The sequence below is a fragment of the Caballeronia sp. M23-90 genome (assembly GCF_053574605.1).
Genome location: NZ_JBSIPA010000032.1, coordinates 11,011 through 28,292, shown reverse-complemented (window position 1 = coordinate 28,292; position 17,282 = coordinate 11,011). Strand labels below are relative to the sequence as shown.

Below are 17,282 nucleotides of genomic sequence, written 5' to 3'. Positions count from 1 at the left end.
TGCCCTCGCCCTTGTGCCCGTGGCGCGCGAGGCGCTGAACCGCATCGAGCGCGGTCTGCTCGACACCCAGCACTTCGATCCCGCCGTGACGACCGATACCTTTGCCATCGCATTGTCGGATGTGGGGGAAATCGTCTTCTTGCCGCGATTGTTGCAAACACTCGCGGTCGCGGCGCCACGGGCGAATTTGCGGTCGGTATCGTTGAAACACGATCAGGTCGAACGTGCGCTGGAAAATGGCGAAATCGATCTGGCCGTCGGTTATTTCCCCGATCTCGATGGCGCCAACTTCTTCCAGCAACGGCTCTTTTCGCATCGGTTCATCTGTTTGATGCGGCGCGATCATCCGTGCGCACGTGGACCGCTGACGCTCGCGCAGTACATTGAATGCGGCCACGCCGTGGTGCGCGCAGAAGGCCGCAGCCAGGAACTCCTCGAAGATTTCCTCCATAAAAAACGTATCCGCCGCCGTGCCGTGCTCGAGACGCCGCACTTCATGAGCTTGCCCTTCATCCTCTCGCGCACCGACCTGATTGCGACCGTGCCGCACGCGATCGGCTACGCGTATGTGGAGGAGCACGCGTCCATCATGCTTGCCGAGCCGCCGCTGCCCTTGCCCCACTTCGACCTGAAACAGCACTGGCACCGGAAGTTTCACAACGATCCCCGCACCATGTGGCTGCGCGGCGTAATTGCATCGCTCTTCAACGATGAACTCGATGAATGGCCGAAGCGCCCGACCACACCCCGTTCCATCGATAAACGCCGCTAAACTGAGCGTTTTGTTTCCTGCCGGGAAAGTCTCATGGACGGATTGACCAGCTTGCGCGTGTTCCGCGATGTCGTTGAAGCCGGCAGCTTTGTGAAGGCAGCCGAGCGGCTCGACATCTCGACGGCGATGACCAGCAAACACGTCGCGAACCTGGAGCGGCAACTCGGCGTGCGCCTCTTGAACCGGACCACGCGGCACCTGAGCCTGACTGAAGCAGGCAGCGTCTATTACGAGCAATGCCGCGAAGCGCTGGACATCCTGCAGGCCGCTGAATCCGCGGTCGGTTCACAAACCGACAAACCGCGCGGCGTGCTGAAGATCACGGCGCCGGGCTGGTTCGCCAATGCGAAATTCGCCGATATCCTTGTGGCTTATCGTGCGCGATATCCCGAAGTGCTGATCGATCTGCGGCTGGAAAACCGCTTCGTCGATCTCGTCGAAGAAGGTTACGACATGGCCTTGCGCGCGACGTCGGAACCGTCGCCGACCATGATCGTCCGCCCGCTTTGCAAGGTGCCGTTCGTGCTCGTGGGTTCGCCCGATTATTTGCAGCGTCGTGGTCAGCCGCAGCATCCGCGCGACCTCGGCGAACGCCATGAAATCGTCTTGCCAACCTACACCAGCGTGGACAGCGTCGAATTCACCGGCCCGGACGGTGTATTCGCCGTCAAGAACAACGCAGTGCTGAAGACCAACGATAGCTCCATGTCGCTTCAGCTCGTACGCGCAGGTCTTGGCCTCGCCTATTTGCCGAAATGGATCGTGGAGCACGATCTGGCGTCGGGCGCGCTGACGCATCTGTTTCCTGCTTACACGACCTTCGCACCACGCGTCTACGCCGTCTACACGAGCCGCAAGTACATGACGACCAAGGTGCGGACATTTATCGATTTTGTCTCCGAGACGCTTTCGACCAACGATTTCATCGATACGCGGGGTCCTTCAAACCCGCCCCGAAAACTAGGATAAATCGTATTCAAAACGTGTCACCGCCCGTGTGAAGATCGCGCCGATTCGCAATTTGTTTCGTTGAAGCGACCTTTTACTCTCAAGATAACCCCGTCGGGCTGGTGATGACTTTCCCCTGGTTTCCGTTAATTCTCAATTTCGTGCTGCTGGCCGCCGCCATCCTGATCTGCAATGCGTTGAACAACGCGCGGCGAGAGCTTGTCTGGAACGGCGCACTGCTCTTTGTTGGCTTCTCCATTCTCGCGATGGTGCTGGACTTCGTTCTGACTTTCGTCTTCGCATCAGCGACGACGACGGACAAGGAGCACTACATCGATTTATCGTCGTTATCCGCCTGCGGAGAGCGCGCGATTGCTTACGTGATTCCGTGCATGGTTGCGGCCATCATGGCGCTGAGATTCCGTCTGCGCGACCGCAGCGAGGACGAGCCATCCGTGATGATCCAGACGTCCGAATACACGCAGTCCGAATTGCGTTATTGACTGGCGCTTGTTCGGCGGCCGATTGTGCCTTGACAGAATGAACGCCATTTGCTTCGTGCAGGAGTGAATTGCTCGGAACTTCGCTCGAAAATGAGTCCGCCGGTTCAAAATTTCGAAAGTCTCTGATATACTTTCCCTCTTTCGGGGCGTAGCGCAGCCTGGTAGCGTACCTGCATGGGGTGCAGGTGGTCGGAGGTTCAAATCCTCTCGCCCCGACCAGTTTGATGAAGGACTTAGGCTTAACCGCCTAGGTCCTTTTTTCGTTTACTTCCTGATCGGTCAACGATTTTGCTGCACTGCACGCATCCGAGTGCGCCTTCGCCGCGTATAGACCTTTGTGGGCATCATTCGAGTTTCTTTTCAAGGTGCTCCCAACGCTATCAATCAACTATAAACGCCAAGGCCAGACAAGCCGGCGCAGTTGCGCCGCGATTTGCACTGCCGCATTCCGGGGAAACACACATGTCAGCCAGCAAGAGCAACAAATTACGCAAGCCAGCCCGCAAAAAGACAAAGAACCCCGCCTTCGACAGCAAGCTCTGGCTCGTTCACGCCATGATCGTGTCCAGAAGCGCATCCCATATCGCAAGCACGTTGTCAGCGCAGCCGCGCATCAATGCACTCGCCGAAGCGCTCGCGGAAGTCGCGCAGGATTTCGGCGATGACGCCATCGACGGCTTCCTGATCGCCTTGAAAAGCTGGTTCGTCCAGCGGGAATACGGCGCCGCCATAGAATTGATCGGGTACTTCCAGGAGCATGGCCGCCTGCCCGAAATCGCGCAGCCGTCGCAAACAGGAGGTCGACGTATATCGCGGCGGAGTTCGAAGGACGACAACGTCACTTCGCTGCGCGCAGCATGACCCAATCGCGAAAACGCCCGGTTATCGTCTAAATAACCGGGCGTTTTTCGAACAGCTTCGCTTATCAACGCAATGCTGAATAAGCCGTCGGCGCCAAAAAGTGATTCTCGATGCGTTCGACGATCGGCGACTTCGCCTCGGTCTCGGCGCGCTTGGCGATCCACTCCGCATCGGCCTGGAACGCGTTCCACTTTTCTTCGCGCTCAGCGAGACTTTCCCACTTCAACAGATAAGTCAGAGCGTGATTGCTCGGGCCGGCGATCGTCGTCCAGAACCCGATCGGTTCGATGCCATATTTCTTGAAGAAATCCAGCGTGATGTTGGTGAACCGGTCGTTCAACGCTGGCAAACGGCCCGGCGCGCAATGATAAATACGCATTTCAACGATCATCTTTTCCCCGTGAACATAAAGTAATGCAGCCGTAAAACAAGCCGCGCTTGGACTCACCACGAGCAATCGTACCGGCGTTTCATCTCATTCGCACGCGGTGCTGCATCAAGCCATCACTGAGCCGCAACCAAGCCAACATCAAGCCTGCTTGGCCGGCCCGAAATCCTCGGCATCGACGTCATAGCCTGACGGTTCCCATCGGATGGCAAGCAACGCGATGAGCCCCGCCAGCGGCGCAACCGCAATGATCCAGAAGACCTTCGTGCCAAGCGCCGCTGAGAGCACAGGAAACAGAAAGAGCGATACAGTCGAACTGGCACGCATCAGCGTCTGGTTGAAACCCACGCCAACGCCCCGCAGCGACGTTGGATAGCTGAGCGACGCGAAGGTCATGCTGTGCGAGCCGGGACCGAATCCCTGGCCGAGCAGGAACACGGCGAGAAAGCCGATCGCCATGACGACTTGTGCGCCGCCGGCCGGCCGCCCGACCACAGCAAGACCGATCAGCGCCGCCAGTTGGAAGGCATAGCCCAGCACGGTCAGCTTCCACGCGCCGACCTTTGGCACGGTGCGCACGGCGATCAGTCCACCTACGAACGCAAAACACAGGTTCAACGCGAGCGAGGCAAGGATGGTGGTGAGCATCGACTGCGCGAGGAAACTCGAGATGATCACGGGCAGGCCAAAGGCCACGGCGTTATACGCAAACGATGAAGCCACGGCAATGATGGTCGCGAGCACGGTCCGGCGAAGATAGACACCACGCAACAACACGCCGTAGTTGCTCCACGTTGCCTTGTGCACCGGCGCCTTTGTGCCCTGGAGCGCGGTGGCATCGACTTCGACATCGATGCCGTACGAGCGCTTCAAAATCTGGGCAGCGCCGCGCAGATCACCCTGGTTCGCGGCCCAAACCGGCGATTCGCTGATGTAGCGGCTGCGGATCGCGATGATCACCAGCGCCGGCAATGCGCCAAAGCCCAGAGTCAGGCGCCACAACCAGCCTGAATGGCTGGCCGGGAGCACGGCGTACAAAGCGAGCACGAGCAGATAAGACACGCTGATGGCGGCGTACCACGTCGGGCACCACATCGCGATGCGCGCCGCCTTGTTGCCGCGGCCGTTCAAACGCGAAAACTCGGCGAGAAACGCCATCGCGACAGGCAAATCGATACCGACGCCCAACCCCATCACGAAACGCGCTCCGCCCAGCACCCAGGCATTGGGCGCGAGGCCGCACGCAATCGCCGCGACGACGAAGAAGAACATGTCGGCCATGAAGACGCGGTATCGGCCGATCTTGTCGGTGAGATAACCGCCCAGGAACGCACCGATGATCGCCCCGAAAGTAATGGCCGACGCGACAAAACCCGTTGCCGCCGGCGTCAGCGAAAACTCGCGGGCGATATCCTTGACGCCGAACGCTAGCGCGCCGAGATCGTAGGCATCGAGGAAAACACCACCCAACGCAATCGCGATGACGATGCGCGCATCGCTTCCCACTGCAGCGCCGCGGTTGACGAGCTGGGAGACATCGGCGGCACTGCGGATGACGGGACGCGCTGCATCGGAGGCCGAAGACGCAATTGCGGGCTCTGCCGCGAAGGAAGTAGACATGGGATGGGCTACGCTGAATGAAGCCGGAAAATAAGCTGTAAAAAAGCTATCAAGCGCGCGATGGTACCGGCGCGCGTGCCTCATCCCAAATTCATTTTTGTTATTTGATGAATGAAGGCGGAGCCAATCCGCCTTTCGTTTCGAATTACTGTTGCGGCATTGCCGCCATTGCTTCCCGGATCTGTTCCGGGCTCAAATCACGGGTATGCGTTGCGAGCGACCAGCGGTGACCGAACGGATCTTCGACCTGGCCATACCGGTCACCCCAGAACATGTCGGTCACCGGCATGATGACCTTGGCACCCGCGTCAACGACTTGAGCGAACGCGGCATCTACGTCGTTCACGTATAAATGCAGCGTCACCGGCGAGCCTTTCAATGTGAGCGGACTATGATTGCCGCAATTCTCGAACTCTTCGGCAAGCATCAGCGTGGAATCGCCGATACCCAGCATGGCGTGCATCACCGTGCCGCCAGGTCCGGGCAGTCGCGTGTGTTCGACTGCATTGAACGCCTTGATATAAAACGCGATTGCGTCGGCGGCGCCTTTGCAAACCAGATGAGGCGTAATCGTATGCATCCCGTCCGGGATTGGCTTGACTGTAGACGTGGGCATTGCAGTGCTCCTTGATTGAGAGGATTTGACCACCAGAGCCGGCGCAGCTCGAGCGCCTGCCATAACGCGACGTGCCAAACCCTGATAGATCGACAAACTCAGTCAAAAAAACTGGGTGAGCCATTCGTGCTGCGCCGCCATCTTTTGAATTTATCGTATCCATGCAAACCGCAGTACTTTTTGCCATCTAAAATTACGTTCGAAGTACATACATGAATCACTTTTACCGTTAATCCGGGCATTGCAGGCAATCTCGATGCATAATTCCGTTCGGCTTGAAATCTTGAACAAACGTGTGGTGAGACGATTCAAGGGTTGATTACGTTAATTGACTGATTTAATGCGAACTTTATTTCTCTGACCATTTACCTTTCTTCTGATTGAATCGCCTGTTGTTTATATGGCCTGGGCTGCTTCTTTCTTTCAGTGAAGCGCGTTACCGTTCTACGTTTACATGCGCAGCCTCGCTTCCGTCCCTTTAAATAAAGCTAAAGTTTTACTGCCGGTGGCCGAAAGCCCATCTATGGACCACGAACTTAACACTCCCGACAACTCCAATGATCCGACCTTTCTAAGAGCTCGGGCGTTGAGCATCAGTGTCGGCGCAATTCGCAAGGCGCAAGGAAAGGCGTCTCCCGCTGACTTTCCGGTAGGAACTGTAGAGTGGCATGCAGTCGTCGAAGATTTCGCCAATGATGTGTTGAAGGCAATGCTCTCGGAACCGGATTTACCGCTGATCGAAATCCGGCGCGACAATGCGAGAAAATGACGAGGCGTGAAGCCATTAACAATCATTTTCCAATTCGTCAGTCCGATAAAGCCAAAAGGCGTCGCTGATTAATCGGCGACGCCTTTTCGCGTACATGAAACTGGCCTTTGACCCAGCCTCTCGTTCAGCCTCTAACTCATCCGCCCAATAAATCGATCACTTTAAGCAAATCTTTACGCAACTGATCGACATCGACCGAGACATTCACCTCGGATACTCCACCCGACTCTGCAATGTCGTCAGTATCGGCGGCATTCCCATTCGGACGTCCGTGTGAATCGAGCCGGTTACGCGCGCCGTTGATGGTAAAACCCTGCTCATACAACAGTTCGCGAATGCGGCGGATCAGCAGGACTTCATGATGCTGGTAATAACGACGATTGCCCCGCCGCTTCACGGGCCGCAGTTGCGTGAATTCCTGTTCCCAGTAGCGCAGCACATGCGGCTTGACGCCGCAAAGCTCGCTCACTTCACCAATGGTGAAGTAGCGTTTGGCAGGGATTGGAGGCAGGACGACTTTTTCCATCGTCAATCAACCGTGGTGGTGAATGTCGCGAAACTTGCGGATATCGCTAATAAGCGCTCGGGCGATACATACCGTATGCCCGTCACTTCAGCGGCCGAAACTGTTTTCAGCACCAGCTTCCACCAGCGCTTTCAACTTCTGACTCGCATGAAACGTGACGACACGGCGCGCCGCAATGGGAATGGCTTCTCCCGTTTTTGGATTACGGCCGGGACGCTGCGGTTTGTCGCGCAATTGGAAGTTGCCAAAGCCGGATAGCTTGACACTGTCGCCGCTTTCAAGGGCGTCGCGAATCACCTCGAAAAATGCTTCCACCATGTCTTTGGCTTCGCGCTTATTCAACCCGACATGGTCGAATAGCATCTCCGCCAATTCGGCTTTGGTGAGCGTAGGCGTTTCCGCCGTTGCCGCACCGTTCGAAGTGGAGACGTCTCGGATCATGGCGCTGCGTTGCGCCGAAAGAAGGGCTTCGAAATCACTCGAGTTCATTTGGTTCATATCGAAAAAATGGCGTGACGATGAAGACGGAGGGGGCCAGCTACTGGCTATCCGCGCAATCGCGCGCCATGTACTCGAGTCAAGCGTTCCACCAATGTTTTGATGGCCGTATCGACCGTTTCGTCCTGAAGCGTCCCGCCAGTATCTTGCAACGTTACACGGAAGGCAAGGCTTTTCTCATGCTCACCCAACCCACCGGAAGTGCTTGATTTTGGACGGAATTCATCGAATAAAGCAAGCTTCGTGATGTACTTGCAGGCGGGCTCCGAACGAGCGCTTTCGAGCTCGTCGAGGAGCGCCTGAACCTCCACTTTCTGGTCAACGACAACCGCGATATCACGGCGGACCGGCGGAAATTTTGTTACGTCGGCGGGCACCGGCAGCGCACGCTGCATCAATGCTTCAGCTTCGATTTCGAACAACACCGGCGCGTGCGGCAAGTCGTACTTTTGCATCCAGCGCGGATGCAGGTCGCCGACCCAGCCCACCGCGCGGCCGTCGATCTCGATGCGGGCACTGCGCCCCGGATGCAGCGCCGGATGTTCCGCCTTCACGAAACGCGGCGTTACCGGCGCAAACAAGGCCTCGACGTCGCCTTTAACATCGAAGAAATCAACGGCGCGCGACGGCGCGCCCCATTGTTCTTCGAGCGCCGGGCCGTAAGCCAGGCCACCGATCATCTTCGGTTGAGCGAATCCTTCAACCGCCAGCTCGCCAGCCTTGATCGACGGGTCGTGCAGGAAAACGCGGCCGGCTTCGAACACACGAATCCGGTCCGCGCGACGGTTCAGGTTGTAGCGCAAGACACTGATCAGGCTGCCGAACAGCGTGGTCCGCATCACCGAGAGCTGGCTTGCAATCGGATTGAGCAATTTCACCGGGCTCGCATTTCCGGCGAAATCGGCTTCCCATTCGGCATCTACGAAACTGAAGTTCACCGTTTCCGCATAATCGCGCGCGGCCACAGCATGACGCAGCACGTGAATGGACCGCTTGGTCTCGTTCGTCGGCCGCATTTCGCTAATCGCAACAGGCGGACGCGCCGGAATCTTCTCGAAACCGTAAATGCGCGCGACTTCTTCAATCAGGTCTTCTTCAATCTCGATATCGAATCGATACGGCGGCGGCGTCACCGCAAAGACATCGCCGTCGTGCGTGAATTCCAGGCCGAGCCGCGTGAAGATTTGCGCGATCTCTTCAGCACTGATCTTCACGCCGATAATCCGGTTCGCGCGCGTGACACGCATGTTCACCGGCTCACGTTTGGGCACGTTGAGCGTCTGGTCATCGACTGGACCGGCGTTGCCGCCGCAGATATCGAGAATCAGGCGCGTAATGCGTTCGATATGTTCAACCGTGGTCGAAAAATCCACGCCGCGTTCGAACCGATGCGCCGCATCCGTCGAAAAGTTGTACTTGCGCGCGCGGCCGCGAATGCTGTCCGGCCACCAGAACGCGGCTTCCAGATAGATGTTCGTGGTATCGAGCGACACGGCCGTGCTGTCACCGCCCATGATTCCGGCGAGGCTTTCGACTTGCTGGGCATCCGAGATCACGCCGACGGATTCATCCAGTTCAACCGTGTTGCCGTTGAGCAGCTTGAGCGTCTCGCCCTTCTTGCCCCAGCGCACTTCGATTCCGCCGTGGATCTTGTCCAGGTCGAACACATGCGACGGACGGCCAAGTTCGAGCATTACGTAATTAGAGATATCGACGAGCGCGGAAATGCTGCGCTGTCCCGAGCGTTCAAGGCGTTCAATCATCCAGCCCGGCGTTTTAGCGTGCGCGTTTACACCGCGGATCACGCGGCCGGAGAAACGCCCGCACAGGTCCGGCGCCGACACTTTGACCGGGAGGATTTCATCGAGGGTCGCCGTCACCGGCTTGATATCAAGCGCGTGCAGTGGCGCACCCGTGATCGCAGCAGTTTCGCGCGCCACACCAAACACCGACAAACAATCAGCCTTGTTCGGCGTCAGCTTGATTTCGAAGACGGTGTCATCGAGATTCAGCGTCTTGCGGATGTCCTCGCCAATTGGCGTCTCGGCGGACAGGATCATCAAGCCGCTATGATCTTCCGACAATTTCAGTTCACGCGCCGAGCACAGCATGCCCTGGCTTTCCACGCCACGCAACTTGGACAGCTTGATCGCGAAAGGCGCACCACCGGCTTCAGCCGGCGGCAATTCCGCGCCGACCAGGGCAACGGGCACCTTGATGCCCGGCGCCACATTCGGCGCGCCGCAAACAATGGTCAGGGTCTCGCCTGTACCGGCATCGACCTGACAAACATTGAGCTTGTCAGCATTGGGGTGCTTCGCCACTTCCAGCACTTGCCCGACAACGATCTTCGTAGTCGGCGGCGCGACCGGCGCGAGCCCCTCAACTTCGAGACCCGCCATGGTGAGCGCGTGCGAGAGTTCGTCGGTCGACAGCTTCGGATCGACGAAAGTTCTAAGCCAGGATTCCGGGAATTGCATGTGTGTCTAGTTCGAAATGAGGTGTGTCTGCGTCTGGACGACGGCCTGTTGCAACATGCTCCAAGACAGATTTCTCAGGCAAATTGCTCAAGGAAACGCAGATCGTTTTCGAAGAAAAGGCGCAGATCCTGCACGCCGTAGCGCAGCATGGTCAGGCGTTCGAGACCGCTGCCGAACGCAAAGCCGATATACCGTTCCGGATCGAGTCCCATGTTGCGGATCACGTTGGGATGCACCTGGCCCGAGCCGGAGATCTCCAGCCATTTACCTGCGTTCTTGCCATGCTCGAACATCATGTCGATCTCGGCGGACGGCTCGGTGAACGGGAAATACGACGGCCGGAAGCGCACGAGAATGTCATCGCGCTCAAAGAATTTCTTCAGGAAGTCCGAGTACACGCCTTTCAGGTCGGCAAAGCTGATGTTCTCTTCAATCCACAGGCCTTCGACCTGGTTGAACATGGGCGAATGCGTGGCGTCGCTATCCACACGATACGTCCGGCCCGGCACGATCACCTTGATCGGCGGCTTGTTCATGCGCGCGTAGCGCACCTGCATTGGACTCGTATGCGTGCGCAGCAGCAGTTGCCGCCCGTCGGCATCTTTCCCGTCGATATAAAACGTATCCTGCATCGAACGCGCCGGATGATTTTCCGGGCTGTTCAAAGCAGTGAAGTTGTACCAGTCCGTCTCGATTTCCGGGCCGTCGGCCACATCGAAACCAATCGTGCTGAAAATCTGTTCAACGCGTTCCCACGTGCGCATGACCGGATGCAGGCTTCCGGCGCCAGGCCCACGGCCGGGCAACGTGACATCGATCGATTCCGATGCAAGCCGCTGGTTCAGCAACACGTCCGCCAGCGCCTGACGGCGCGCGTTCAGCGCTGCTTCCACTTGCTGCTTGACCGCATTGATGCGCGCACCCTCGGTCTTACGAGTGTCGGGATCGAGCTTGCCCAAGCCCTTCAGCAGATCCGTGAGTACCCCGGACTTGCCGAGAAAGCGGGCCTTTTCGTTTTCGAGCGTGACCGCGTCTGCGGCGTGTTCGAAGGCATTTCGCGCGTCGGCGACAATCTGGTCCAGATCCATTGATCCCATCATTTCATCGTCAAAATTCTTCTGATCGTTCCCGGGCCAGTTTTCAACCCGGCTTCACCAACAAAAACGGGGCTCTTGTCGAGCCCCGTTTTCTGTTGAAGCACTGTCCTTGATCACAGCCGGACAACGCTCCAACGAACCACGCAGTACCAATCTCGCCAATAAGCTCGATCAGGCTGCAACGGCGGCTTTTACCTGCTTGACGATCGCAGCAAAAGCAGCCTTGTCGAACACAGCCATGTCGGCCAGCACCTTGCGGTCGAGTTCGATCGAAGCCTTCTTCAGGCCATTGATGAACACGCTGTACGTCATGTCGTGCTGACGCACCGCAGCGTTGATACGCGTGATCCACAAAGCACGGAACACACGCTTCTTGTTGCGGCGATCGCGATAGGCATATTGCCCTGCGCGCATGACCGCCTGCTTGGCGATGCGATAGACGTTATTGCGACGGCCGCGGTAACCCTTGGCCAGCTTGATGATCTTCTTGTGACGGGCCCGTGCGGTAACCCCACGTTTGACTCTAGGCATAGTGCGCTCCTGTGAGTGTCAGTTAAGGGTTAAGCGAACGGCAACATTGCGCGCACAGAATTCATGTCAGATGCATGAACTTCCGTGGAGCCGCGCAGATGGCGTTTTACCTTGGTGGTCTTCTTGGTAAGAATGTGACGCTTGAAGGCTTGACCACGCTTGATGGTACCGCCCGGACGCACCACGAAGCGCTTTGCAGCACTCTTCTTGGTCTTCATCTTCGGCATGAACTACTCCAGTTTATTAGATGGATATGGGTGTGCGGTCGATCCAATCGATCCTGACCCGCCCTTCGAAACCCACATACCACTTATGAGCGGCGAACTTTGACAATCACCGCTTTTTCATGAGCGCCGCCATTATCAGGCAACGCCCTGAAACCTCCTCATTCGATGCCGCGCAGACCCAAGAATCTCCGGTCGCGCGATCCATCGACATTACTTCTTTTTCTTCGGGGCCATGACCATGATCATCTGGCGCCCTTCCATCTTCGGCATTTGCTCGACCTGGCCATGCTCTTCGAGGTCAGCCTTCAGCCGCTCGAGCACGCGCATGCCAATTTCCTGGTGAGCCATTTCCCGGCCGCGAAAACGCAACGTGATTTTCGTCTTGTCGCCGTCTTCGAGGAAGCGCGTGAGGTTGCGCAGTTTCACGTTGTAGTCACCATCGTCGGTGCCAGGACGGAATTTGACTTCCTTGACCTGAACGATCTTCTGCTTGAGTTTCGCCTCGTGCTGCTTCTTGGCTTCCGAATACTTGAACTTGCCGTAGTCCATCAACCGGGCGACAGGCGGAACAGCCTGAGGCGCGATTTCGACGAGATCCACGTCTTGTTGTTCCGACATGCGGAAAGCATCGGCGAGCTTCACGATTCCTAGCGGCTCATTGTCCACTCCGACCAGGCGCAACTCAGGTGCCGTGATTTCCCCGTTGATGCGATGTGCAGACTTATCAGTAGCGATGTTACGTTTCCTCTAAAAATTCAAAAAAACTAGCCGCGCTGCGGGTGGGCTTACTTGTACGCCTGCACGTCCTGCTGCAGACGCTCAAGGAATGCATCGACCGGCATAACGCCAGCGTCGATACCGCCACGAGCACGCACGGCTACGGTATGGGCATCACGTTCTTTGTCCCCGACTACCAGCAGATACGGGACCTTTTGCATCGTGTGCTCACGTATTTTATAACTAATCTTCTCGTTGCGCAAATCGCTCTCTACTCTAAGCCCTTGTTTTTGCAACGATTGGGTCAGTTCCTGTGCATAGTCGGCCTGACTTTCCGCGATGTTCAGTACCACAGCCTGCACTGGCGCGAGCCACGACGGCATTGCACCAGCATGGTGCTCGATCAAAATACCAAGGAATCGCTCCATGGACCCGACGATTGCACGATGCAGCATCACCGGACGCTTGCGGCTATTGTCTTCGGCCACGTACTCGGCGCCCAGCCGCTCCGGCAGAACCATGTCGAGCTGCAGCGTCCCGCATTGCCATGAGCGGCCAAGCGCGTCCTTGATGTGATATTCGATCTTCGGACCGTAGAACGCGCCTTCGCCCGGCAATTCTTCCCAGGTCAGACCACAGGCCGTCAGAGCGTCGCGCAGGCCTTGCTCGGCGCGGTCCCAGGTTTCATCGGTGCCGGCACGGGCGTCAGGACGCAGCGACAGTTTGATGTCGATGTGATCGAAGCCGAAATCCTTGTAGATGCTCATCGCGAGCGTGTTAAACGCGATCGATTCTTCAATGAACTGGTCTTCGGTACAGAAAATGTGTGCGTCGTCCTGAACGAAGCCACGCACGCGCATCAAGCCGTGCAGCGCGCCGGACGCTTCATTCCGATGACACGAGCCGAATTCCGCGTAACGCAGCGGCAGGTCGCGATACGAACGCAAACCATGATTGAACACCTGCACGTGGCCGGGGCAGTTCATGGGCTTGATGGCGTAGTCGCGCTTTTCGGATTCCGTCGTGAACATGTTTTCACGATAGTTCTGCCAGTGACCCGACGCTTCCCAGAGGGAGCGGTCCATGATCATCGGCGTCTTGATTTCGAGGTATCCGACTTCGTTCAGGCGGCGGCGAATGTATTGCTCGACCTGCTGCCAGATCGCCCAGCCCTTCGGATGCCAGAACACCATGCCCGGCGCTTCTTCCTGCAGATGGAACAGATCGAGCTGCTTCGCGAGCTTGCGGTGATCGCGCTTCTCGGCCTCTTCCAGCATGTGCAGATACGCTTCCTGGTCTTCCTTCCTGGTCCAGGCCGTACCGTAGATGCGCTGCAGTTGCTCGTTCTTCGAGTCGCCGCGCCAGTAGGCGCCTGCAACCTTCATCAGCTTGAAGACTTTCAGCTTGCCGGTCGACGGCACGTGCGGGCCGCGGCACAGGTCGGTGAACCCGCCATGTGAGTAGAGCTTGATGTCGTCGGTAGACGGGATCGATTCGATGATCTCCGCCTTGTATTTCTCGCCGATGCTCTTGAAGTAGTCCACCGCTTCGCCGCGAGTAACGACCCGACGTGAAACCGGTTCGTCCTTCTTTGCGATCTCGGCCATGCGCTTCTCGATCTTCTCGAGGTCTTCCGGCGTGAAGGGACGGCTGTACGCGAAGTCGTAGTAGAAGCCGTTTTCGATTACGGGACCGATGGTGACTTGCGCTTCCGGATACAGGTCCTTGACCGCGTAGGCAAGCAAATGCGCGGTGGAGTGACGAATGATGTCGAGACCGTCGGCGTCCTTGTCCGTAACGATCGAGAGCGATGCATCACGCTCGATCAGCGTGGAGGTATCGACGAGTTCGCCGTCGAGCTTGCCGCCCAGAGCGGCCTTGGCAAGTCCTGCGCCAATCGATGCGGCAACTTCCGCAACCGTCACCGGGTGGTCGTACTGGCGAACTGACCCGTCGGGCAAACGTATCGAAACCATTTCGTTCTCCAAGACGCCGAAAGCCGGCGTCCAAGTTCATTCAACAATGCCTTGCAAGACGCGAAACTACCGCGCGAAGACAAAAAAAATGCGGCCCCACATTCGAGGGGCCGCATTCACTTTTCCTACAACTGCAAAGGCGAAAGTGGTCCTCGACTAGCGTCGTTCCGAAGTTGTATCGGTCAACGTTCGCGGTGCCATCTTGTTCATTTGCCTTTCGCGCCAAGACGCTTGCTGCAGTTTTGAAAATCCGGCGAACCGGACTTTCACTTTCGTTGGTAGGCTCGATTGGACTCGAACCAACGACCCCCACCATGTCAAGGTGGTGCTCTAACCAGCTGAGCTACGAGCCTGAAGAAGCGAAATTATATGGTGCGTTTTGAATCCTGGCAAGTGCTTTCATGCGATGACACTGAAGATATTCGTCGATACGTTTAAGAAGCCCCAACAATGCGCTGCTGATTCAAAGCGTTAAGCCGCATGACCACAAACGAAAATGTGTTAGCCGCGCCGCGTTGCCCGCACGACGCCCTGCACTTCACTCAGCAACGAGCAAGCGCGCTGGATCTGCGCGGCACTCGATACCTCGACCGTGAACTGCATATAGGCAACGTTGCGCCGGCTTTGCGTCTTCACGCCGGTCACATTCATCTTCTCGCGTGCAAACACTTCGGAAATGTCGCGCAACAAACCTTGGCGATCGTTCGATTCGACAGCAAGGTCCACCGGATAAACAGACGAACCACGCCCGTTCATGACATCGGCGGACCACGCTGTTTCAAGCACGCGCTCCGGCGAATGTTCGGCCATCCGCTGGAATGTCGCGCAATCACTGCGATGGATCGACATACCCTTGCCACGCGTTACAAACCCCGAGATGCGATCGGGCGGCGCCGGCCTGCAGCAACGCGCAAGCTGCGTGAGCAATGCGTCTACACCGACGACCAGCACACCGGTAGACGCACCCTGTGCAACGCTTTGCCCGCTGCTGCGCTTTTCGAACTGCGCGGGTGCCTCGGGTTCGGGTTCCGGCGGCGGCGTGTCGTGCAGCGCCTGCTCGATATTGCGCAGGCTGAACTCTTCCTTGCCTACAACCGCATACAGTTCTTCCGGCGTCTTGAAGCCAAGCTTCGATGCCAGTTGATCCAGATTGACGGACGTCTTGCCTTCGCGCTGCAACGTCTTTTCAACCAGTGCCCGGCCGTTTGTGATGTTCTCTTCGGAATCGACCGAGTTGAACCATGCGCGCACTTTCTGCCGCGCGCGCGGACTGTGCAGATAGCCGAGCAAAGGGTTGAGCCAGTCGCGCGACGGGCCGCCCTCCTTCACCGCGACGATTTCCACCGTCTGGCCGTTTTGCAAAGGCGTGTTGAGCGGCACCATGGCGCCATCGACACGCGCACCGCGGCAACGATGCCCTAGTTCGCTATGCAGGTGATATGCGAAATCCACCGGCGTCGAGCCGTGCGGCATCGCAATCACGCGCGCCTGCGGCGTGAGCACGTAGATATGGTCGTCGTCGAGGGTTGCTTCGCGCAGATGCTGCCAGGGTTGCGCACCCGGTTCTTCGCTTTCGGAAACGTCTTCCTTCCAGGCCAGCAGTTGCCGCAACCACGCGATCTTCTCGTCGTATTTTTCAGCCGCCGTCACCTGCCCGCCGTAGGCTCGCGTGCCGGCTTCCTTGTAACGCCAGTGCGCCGCCACGCCATACTCAGCGAAGCTGTGCATTTCCATGGTGCGGATCTGGACTTCAAACGCGCGGCCATCGTCACCGACCACCACCGTATGCAGCGACCGATAACCATTGGGCTTCGGCCGCGAGATGTAGTCGTCGAATTCCCGCGGCACCGGCTGCCACAGGTTATGGACAATACCCAACACCGTGTAGCAATCCTTGATATCGTCGACGATCACGCGAAACGCGCGCACGTCGTTCAGCTCGGAGAAATCCAGCTCCTTGCCGCGCATCTTCTTCCAGATGCTGTAGATGTGCTTCGGCCGTCCGCTCACCTCAGCGCGGATGTGCGCCGTAGCCAGCTCTTTCTGCAAGCGCGCGATGGCACTGGTCACATACGCTTCGCGCTCGATGCGTTTTTCGTCGAGCAGCTTGGCGATGCGCTTGTATGTAGGCGGTTCCTCGAATCGAAACGCGAGGTCCTCCAGTTCCCACTTCAGTTGCCAGATGCCGAGGCGGTTTGCCAGCGGCGCATAGATCTCGAGCGTCTCGCGCGGTACATCGGGCGACGGATCAAGCTTGTTCGCCGCGTAAAAGCGCAGCGACTGCAGCCGCGATGCAAGGCGGATCAGCACCACCCGAATGTCTTGCGCAAACGCCAGCAACATCTTGCGCAGCGCTTCGACCTGGGCGCGACGCGCCGCTTGTGCGTCGCGGCCCGTCTCGGGCAATGTCGCCTGCGTGGCGCGCGAGCTGACGGAGCCCAGACGCCACAGCTTGCGGACATCGGCAACAAGGCTTTGCACCTCTTCGCCGAAACGTTCGGTGATCACACGTTCCGGATCGTCGATATGCGGCGCGATGGCAAACAGCGCCGCCGCCGCGATTGCCGCCGGATCTACGTTCAACGTCTGCATGATCCGCGCCGTGCCGGCTGCGTGTTCGGCCAGCAACTCGCCGCTCGTCAACCGCGCGTCGCCAGCGTGTTCGCGTACGAACGCGAGCGCGTCGTCGAAGGACGGCTCGGGGTTCAATGCGGGAGAAACGGCGGTATCGGGCATGCGATCGATCAGGTGCG

Annotated in this window: 17 protein-coding genes and 2 tRNA genes; 6 read left to right on the top strand and 13 right to left on the bottom strand. The window is 57.9% G+C overall.

Annotated elements, in window-relative coordinates:
- The 5 genes from ACRXB1_RS05845 to ACRXB1_RS05825 form a co-directional block, all read left to right on the top strand.
- Positions 1 to 772: LysR substrate-binding domain-containing protein (locus ACRXB1_RS05845; protein ID WP_449491419.1), on the top strand; the 772-nt coding region annotated here is incomplete at its 5' end.
- Between the two features lie 33 nt (positions 773 to 805).
- A complete protein-coding gene (locus tag ACRXB1_RS05840) occupies positions 806 to 1,741 on the top strand; it encodes a LysR family transcriptional regulator (RefSeq protein ID WP_449491418.1) in 936 nt (311 codons plus the stop codon).
- A 104-nt stretch (positions 1,742 to 1,845) separates the two neighbouring features.
- Positions 1,846 to 2,223, top strand: coding sequence for a hypothetical protein (locus ACRXB1_RS05835; protein ID WP_062170084.1), 378 nt, complete (start codon positions 1,846 to 1,848; stop codon positions 2,221 to 2,223).
- Positions 2,224 to 2,365: 142 nt separating this feature from the next.
- Positions 2,366 to 2,442: transfer RNA gene (locus tag ACRXB1_RS05830), tRNA-Pro, on the top strand.
- 243 nt (positions 2,443 to 2,685) lie between these two features.
- A complete protein-coding gene (locus ACRXB1_RS05825; RefSeq protein ID WP_449491417.1) occupies positions 2,686 to 3,084 on the top strand; it encodes a hypothetical protein in 399 nt (132 codons plus the stop codon).
- A 64-nt stretch (positions 3,085 to 3,148) separates the two neighbouring features.
- On the opposite strand, the gene ACRXB1_RS05820 is transcribed toward ACRXB1_RS05825, so the two are convergent.
- The 3 genes from ACRXB1_RS05820 to ACRXB1_RS05810 form a co-directional block, all read right to left on the bottom strand.
- Positions 3,149 to 3,475, bottom strand: a complete 327-nt coding sequence (locus ACRXB1_RS05820; protein WP_061999721.1) for an NIPSNAP family protein — start codon at positions 3,473 to 3,475, stop codon at positions 3,149 to 3,151.
- A gap of 138 nt (positions 3,476 to 3,613) precedes the next feature.
- Positions 3,614 to 5,092, bottom strand: coding sequence for an MFS transporter (locus tag ACRXB1_RS05815; protein ID WP_449491416.1), 1,479 nt, complete (start codon positions 5,090 to 5,092; stop codon positions 3,614 to 3,616).
- A gap of 145 nt (positions 5,093 to 5,237) precedes the next feature.
- Positions 5,238 to 5,708, bottom strand: coding sequence for a VOC family protein (locus tag ACRXB1_RS05810; protein WP_061999723.1), 471 nt, complete (start codon positions 5,706 to 5,708; stop codon positions 5,238 to 5,240).
- Positions 5,709 to 6,231: 523 nt separating this feature from the next.
- Between ACRXB1_RS05810 and ACRXB1_RS05805 the strand changes: the two genes are divergently transcribed.
- Positions 6,232 to 6,477, top strand: a complete 246-nt coding sequence (locus ACRXB1_RS05805; RefSeq protein WP_061999724.1) for a hypothetical protein — start codon at positions 6,232 to 6,234, stop codon at positions 6,475 to 6,477.
- A gap of 136 nt (positions 6,478 to 6,613) precedes the next feature.
- Here the strand turns inward: ACRXB1_RS05805 and ACRXB1_RS05800 are convergent, their stop codons facing one another.
- The 10 genes from ACRXB1_RS05800 to ACRXB1_RS05755 all read right to left on the bottom strand — a co-directional run bounded on the left by ACRXB1_RS05800 (position 6,614) and on the right by ACRXB1_RS05755 (position 17,265).
- Positions 6,614 to 7,003 (bottom strand): MerR family transcriptional regulator, encoded by a 390-nt coding sequence (locus ACRXB1_RS05800; protein ID WP_062170087.1) that lies wholly within the window; start codon positions 7,001 to 7,003, stop codon positions 6,614 to 6,616.
- 87 nt (positions 7,004 to 7,090) lie between these two features.
- On the bottom strand, positions 7,091 to 7,501 hold the full coding sequence (locus ACRXB1_RS05795) for an integration host factor subunit alpha (protein ID WP_061999726.1): 411 nt from the start codon (positions 7,499 to 7,501) through the stop codon (positions 7,091 to 7,093).
- Between the two features lie 47 nt (positions 7,502 to 7,548).
- Complete coding sequence (pheT, locus tag ACRXB1_RS05790; protein ID WP_449491415.1) at positions 7,549 to 9,981, bottom strand: phenylalanine--tRNA ligase subunit beta; 2,433 nt, start codon at positions 9,979 to 9,981, stop codon at positions 7,549 to 7,551.
- Positions 9,982 to 10,055: 74 nt separating this feature from the next.
- Positions 10,056 to 11,069, bottom strand: a complete 1,014-nt coding sequence (pheS, locus tag ACRXB1_RS05785; RefSeq protein WP_062170089.1) for a phenylalanine--tRNA ligase subunit alpha — start codon at positions 11,067 to 11,069, stop codon at positions 10,056 to 10,058.
- Between the two features lie 180 nt (positions 11,070 to 11,249).
- Positions 11,250 to 11,609: a 50S ribosomal protein L20 gene (gene rplT / locus ACRXB1_RS05780; protein WP_007585475.1), complete on the bottom strand. Its 360-nt coding sequence runs from the start codon at positions 11,607 to 11,609 to the stop codon at positions 11,250 to 11,252.
- 29 nt (positions 11,610 to 11,638) lie between these two features.
- Positions 11,639 to 11,836, bottom strand: a complete 198-nt coding sequence (rpmI, locus tag ACRXB1_RS05775) for a 50S ribosomal protein L35 (protein ID WP_031359004.1) — start codon at positions 11,834 to 11,836, stop codon at positions 11,639 to 11,641.
- A gap of 210 nt (positions 11,837 to 12,046) precedes the next feature.
- Positions 12,047 to 12,571, bottom strand: coding sequence for a translation initiation factor IF-3 (gene infC / locus ACRXB1_RS05770; RefSeq protein ID WP_075359824.1), 525 nt, complete (start codon positions 12,569 to 12,571; stop codon positions 12,047 to 12,049).
- Between the two features lie 50 nt (positions 12,572 to 12,621).
- Positions 12,622 to 14,529, bottom strand: a complete 1,908-nt coding sequence (gene thrS / locus ACRXB1_RS05765) for a threonine--tRNA ligase (protein WP_062170090.1) — start codon at positions 14,527 to 14,529, stop codon at positions 12,622 to 12,624.
- A 276-nt stretch (positions 14,530 to 14,805) separates the two neighbouring features.
- A tRNA-Val gene (locus tag ACRXB1_RS05760) sits at positions 14,806 to 14,882 on the bottom strand.
- Positions 14,883 to 15,030: 148 nt separating this feature from the next.
- Entirely contained in the window at positions 15,031 to 17,265 is a 2,235-nt protein-coding gene (locus ACRXB1_RS05755) for a RelA/SpoT family protein (RefSeq protein WP_062170091.1), read from the bottom strand.
- Positions 17,266 to 17,282 lie beyond the last annotated feature (17 nt).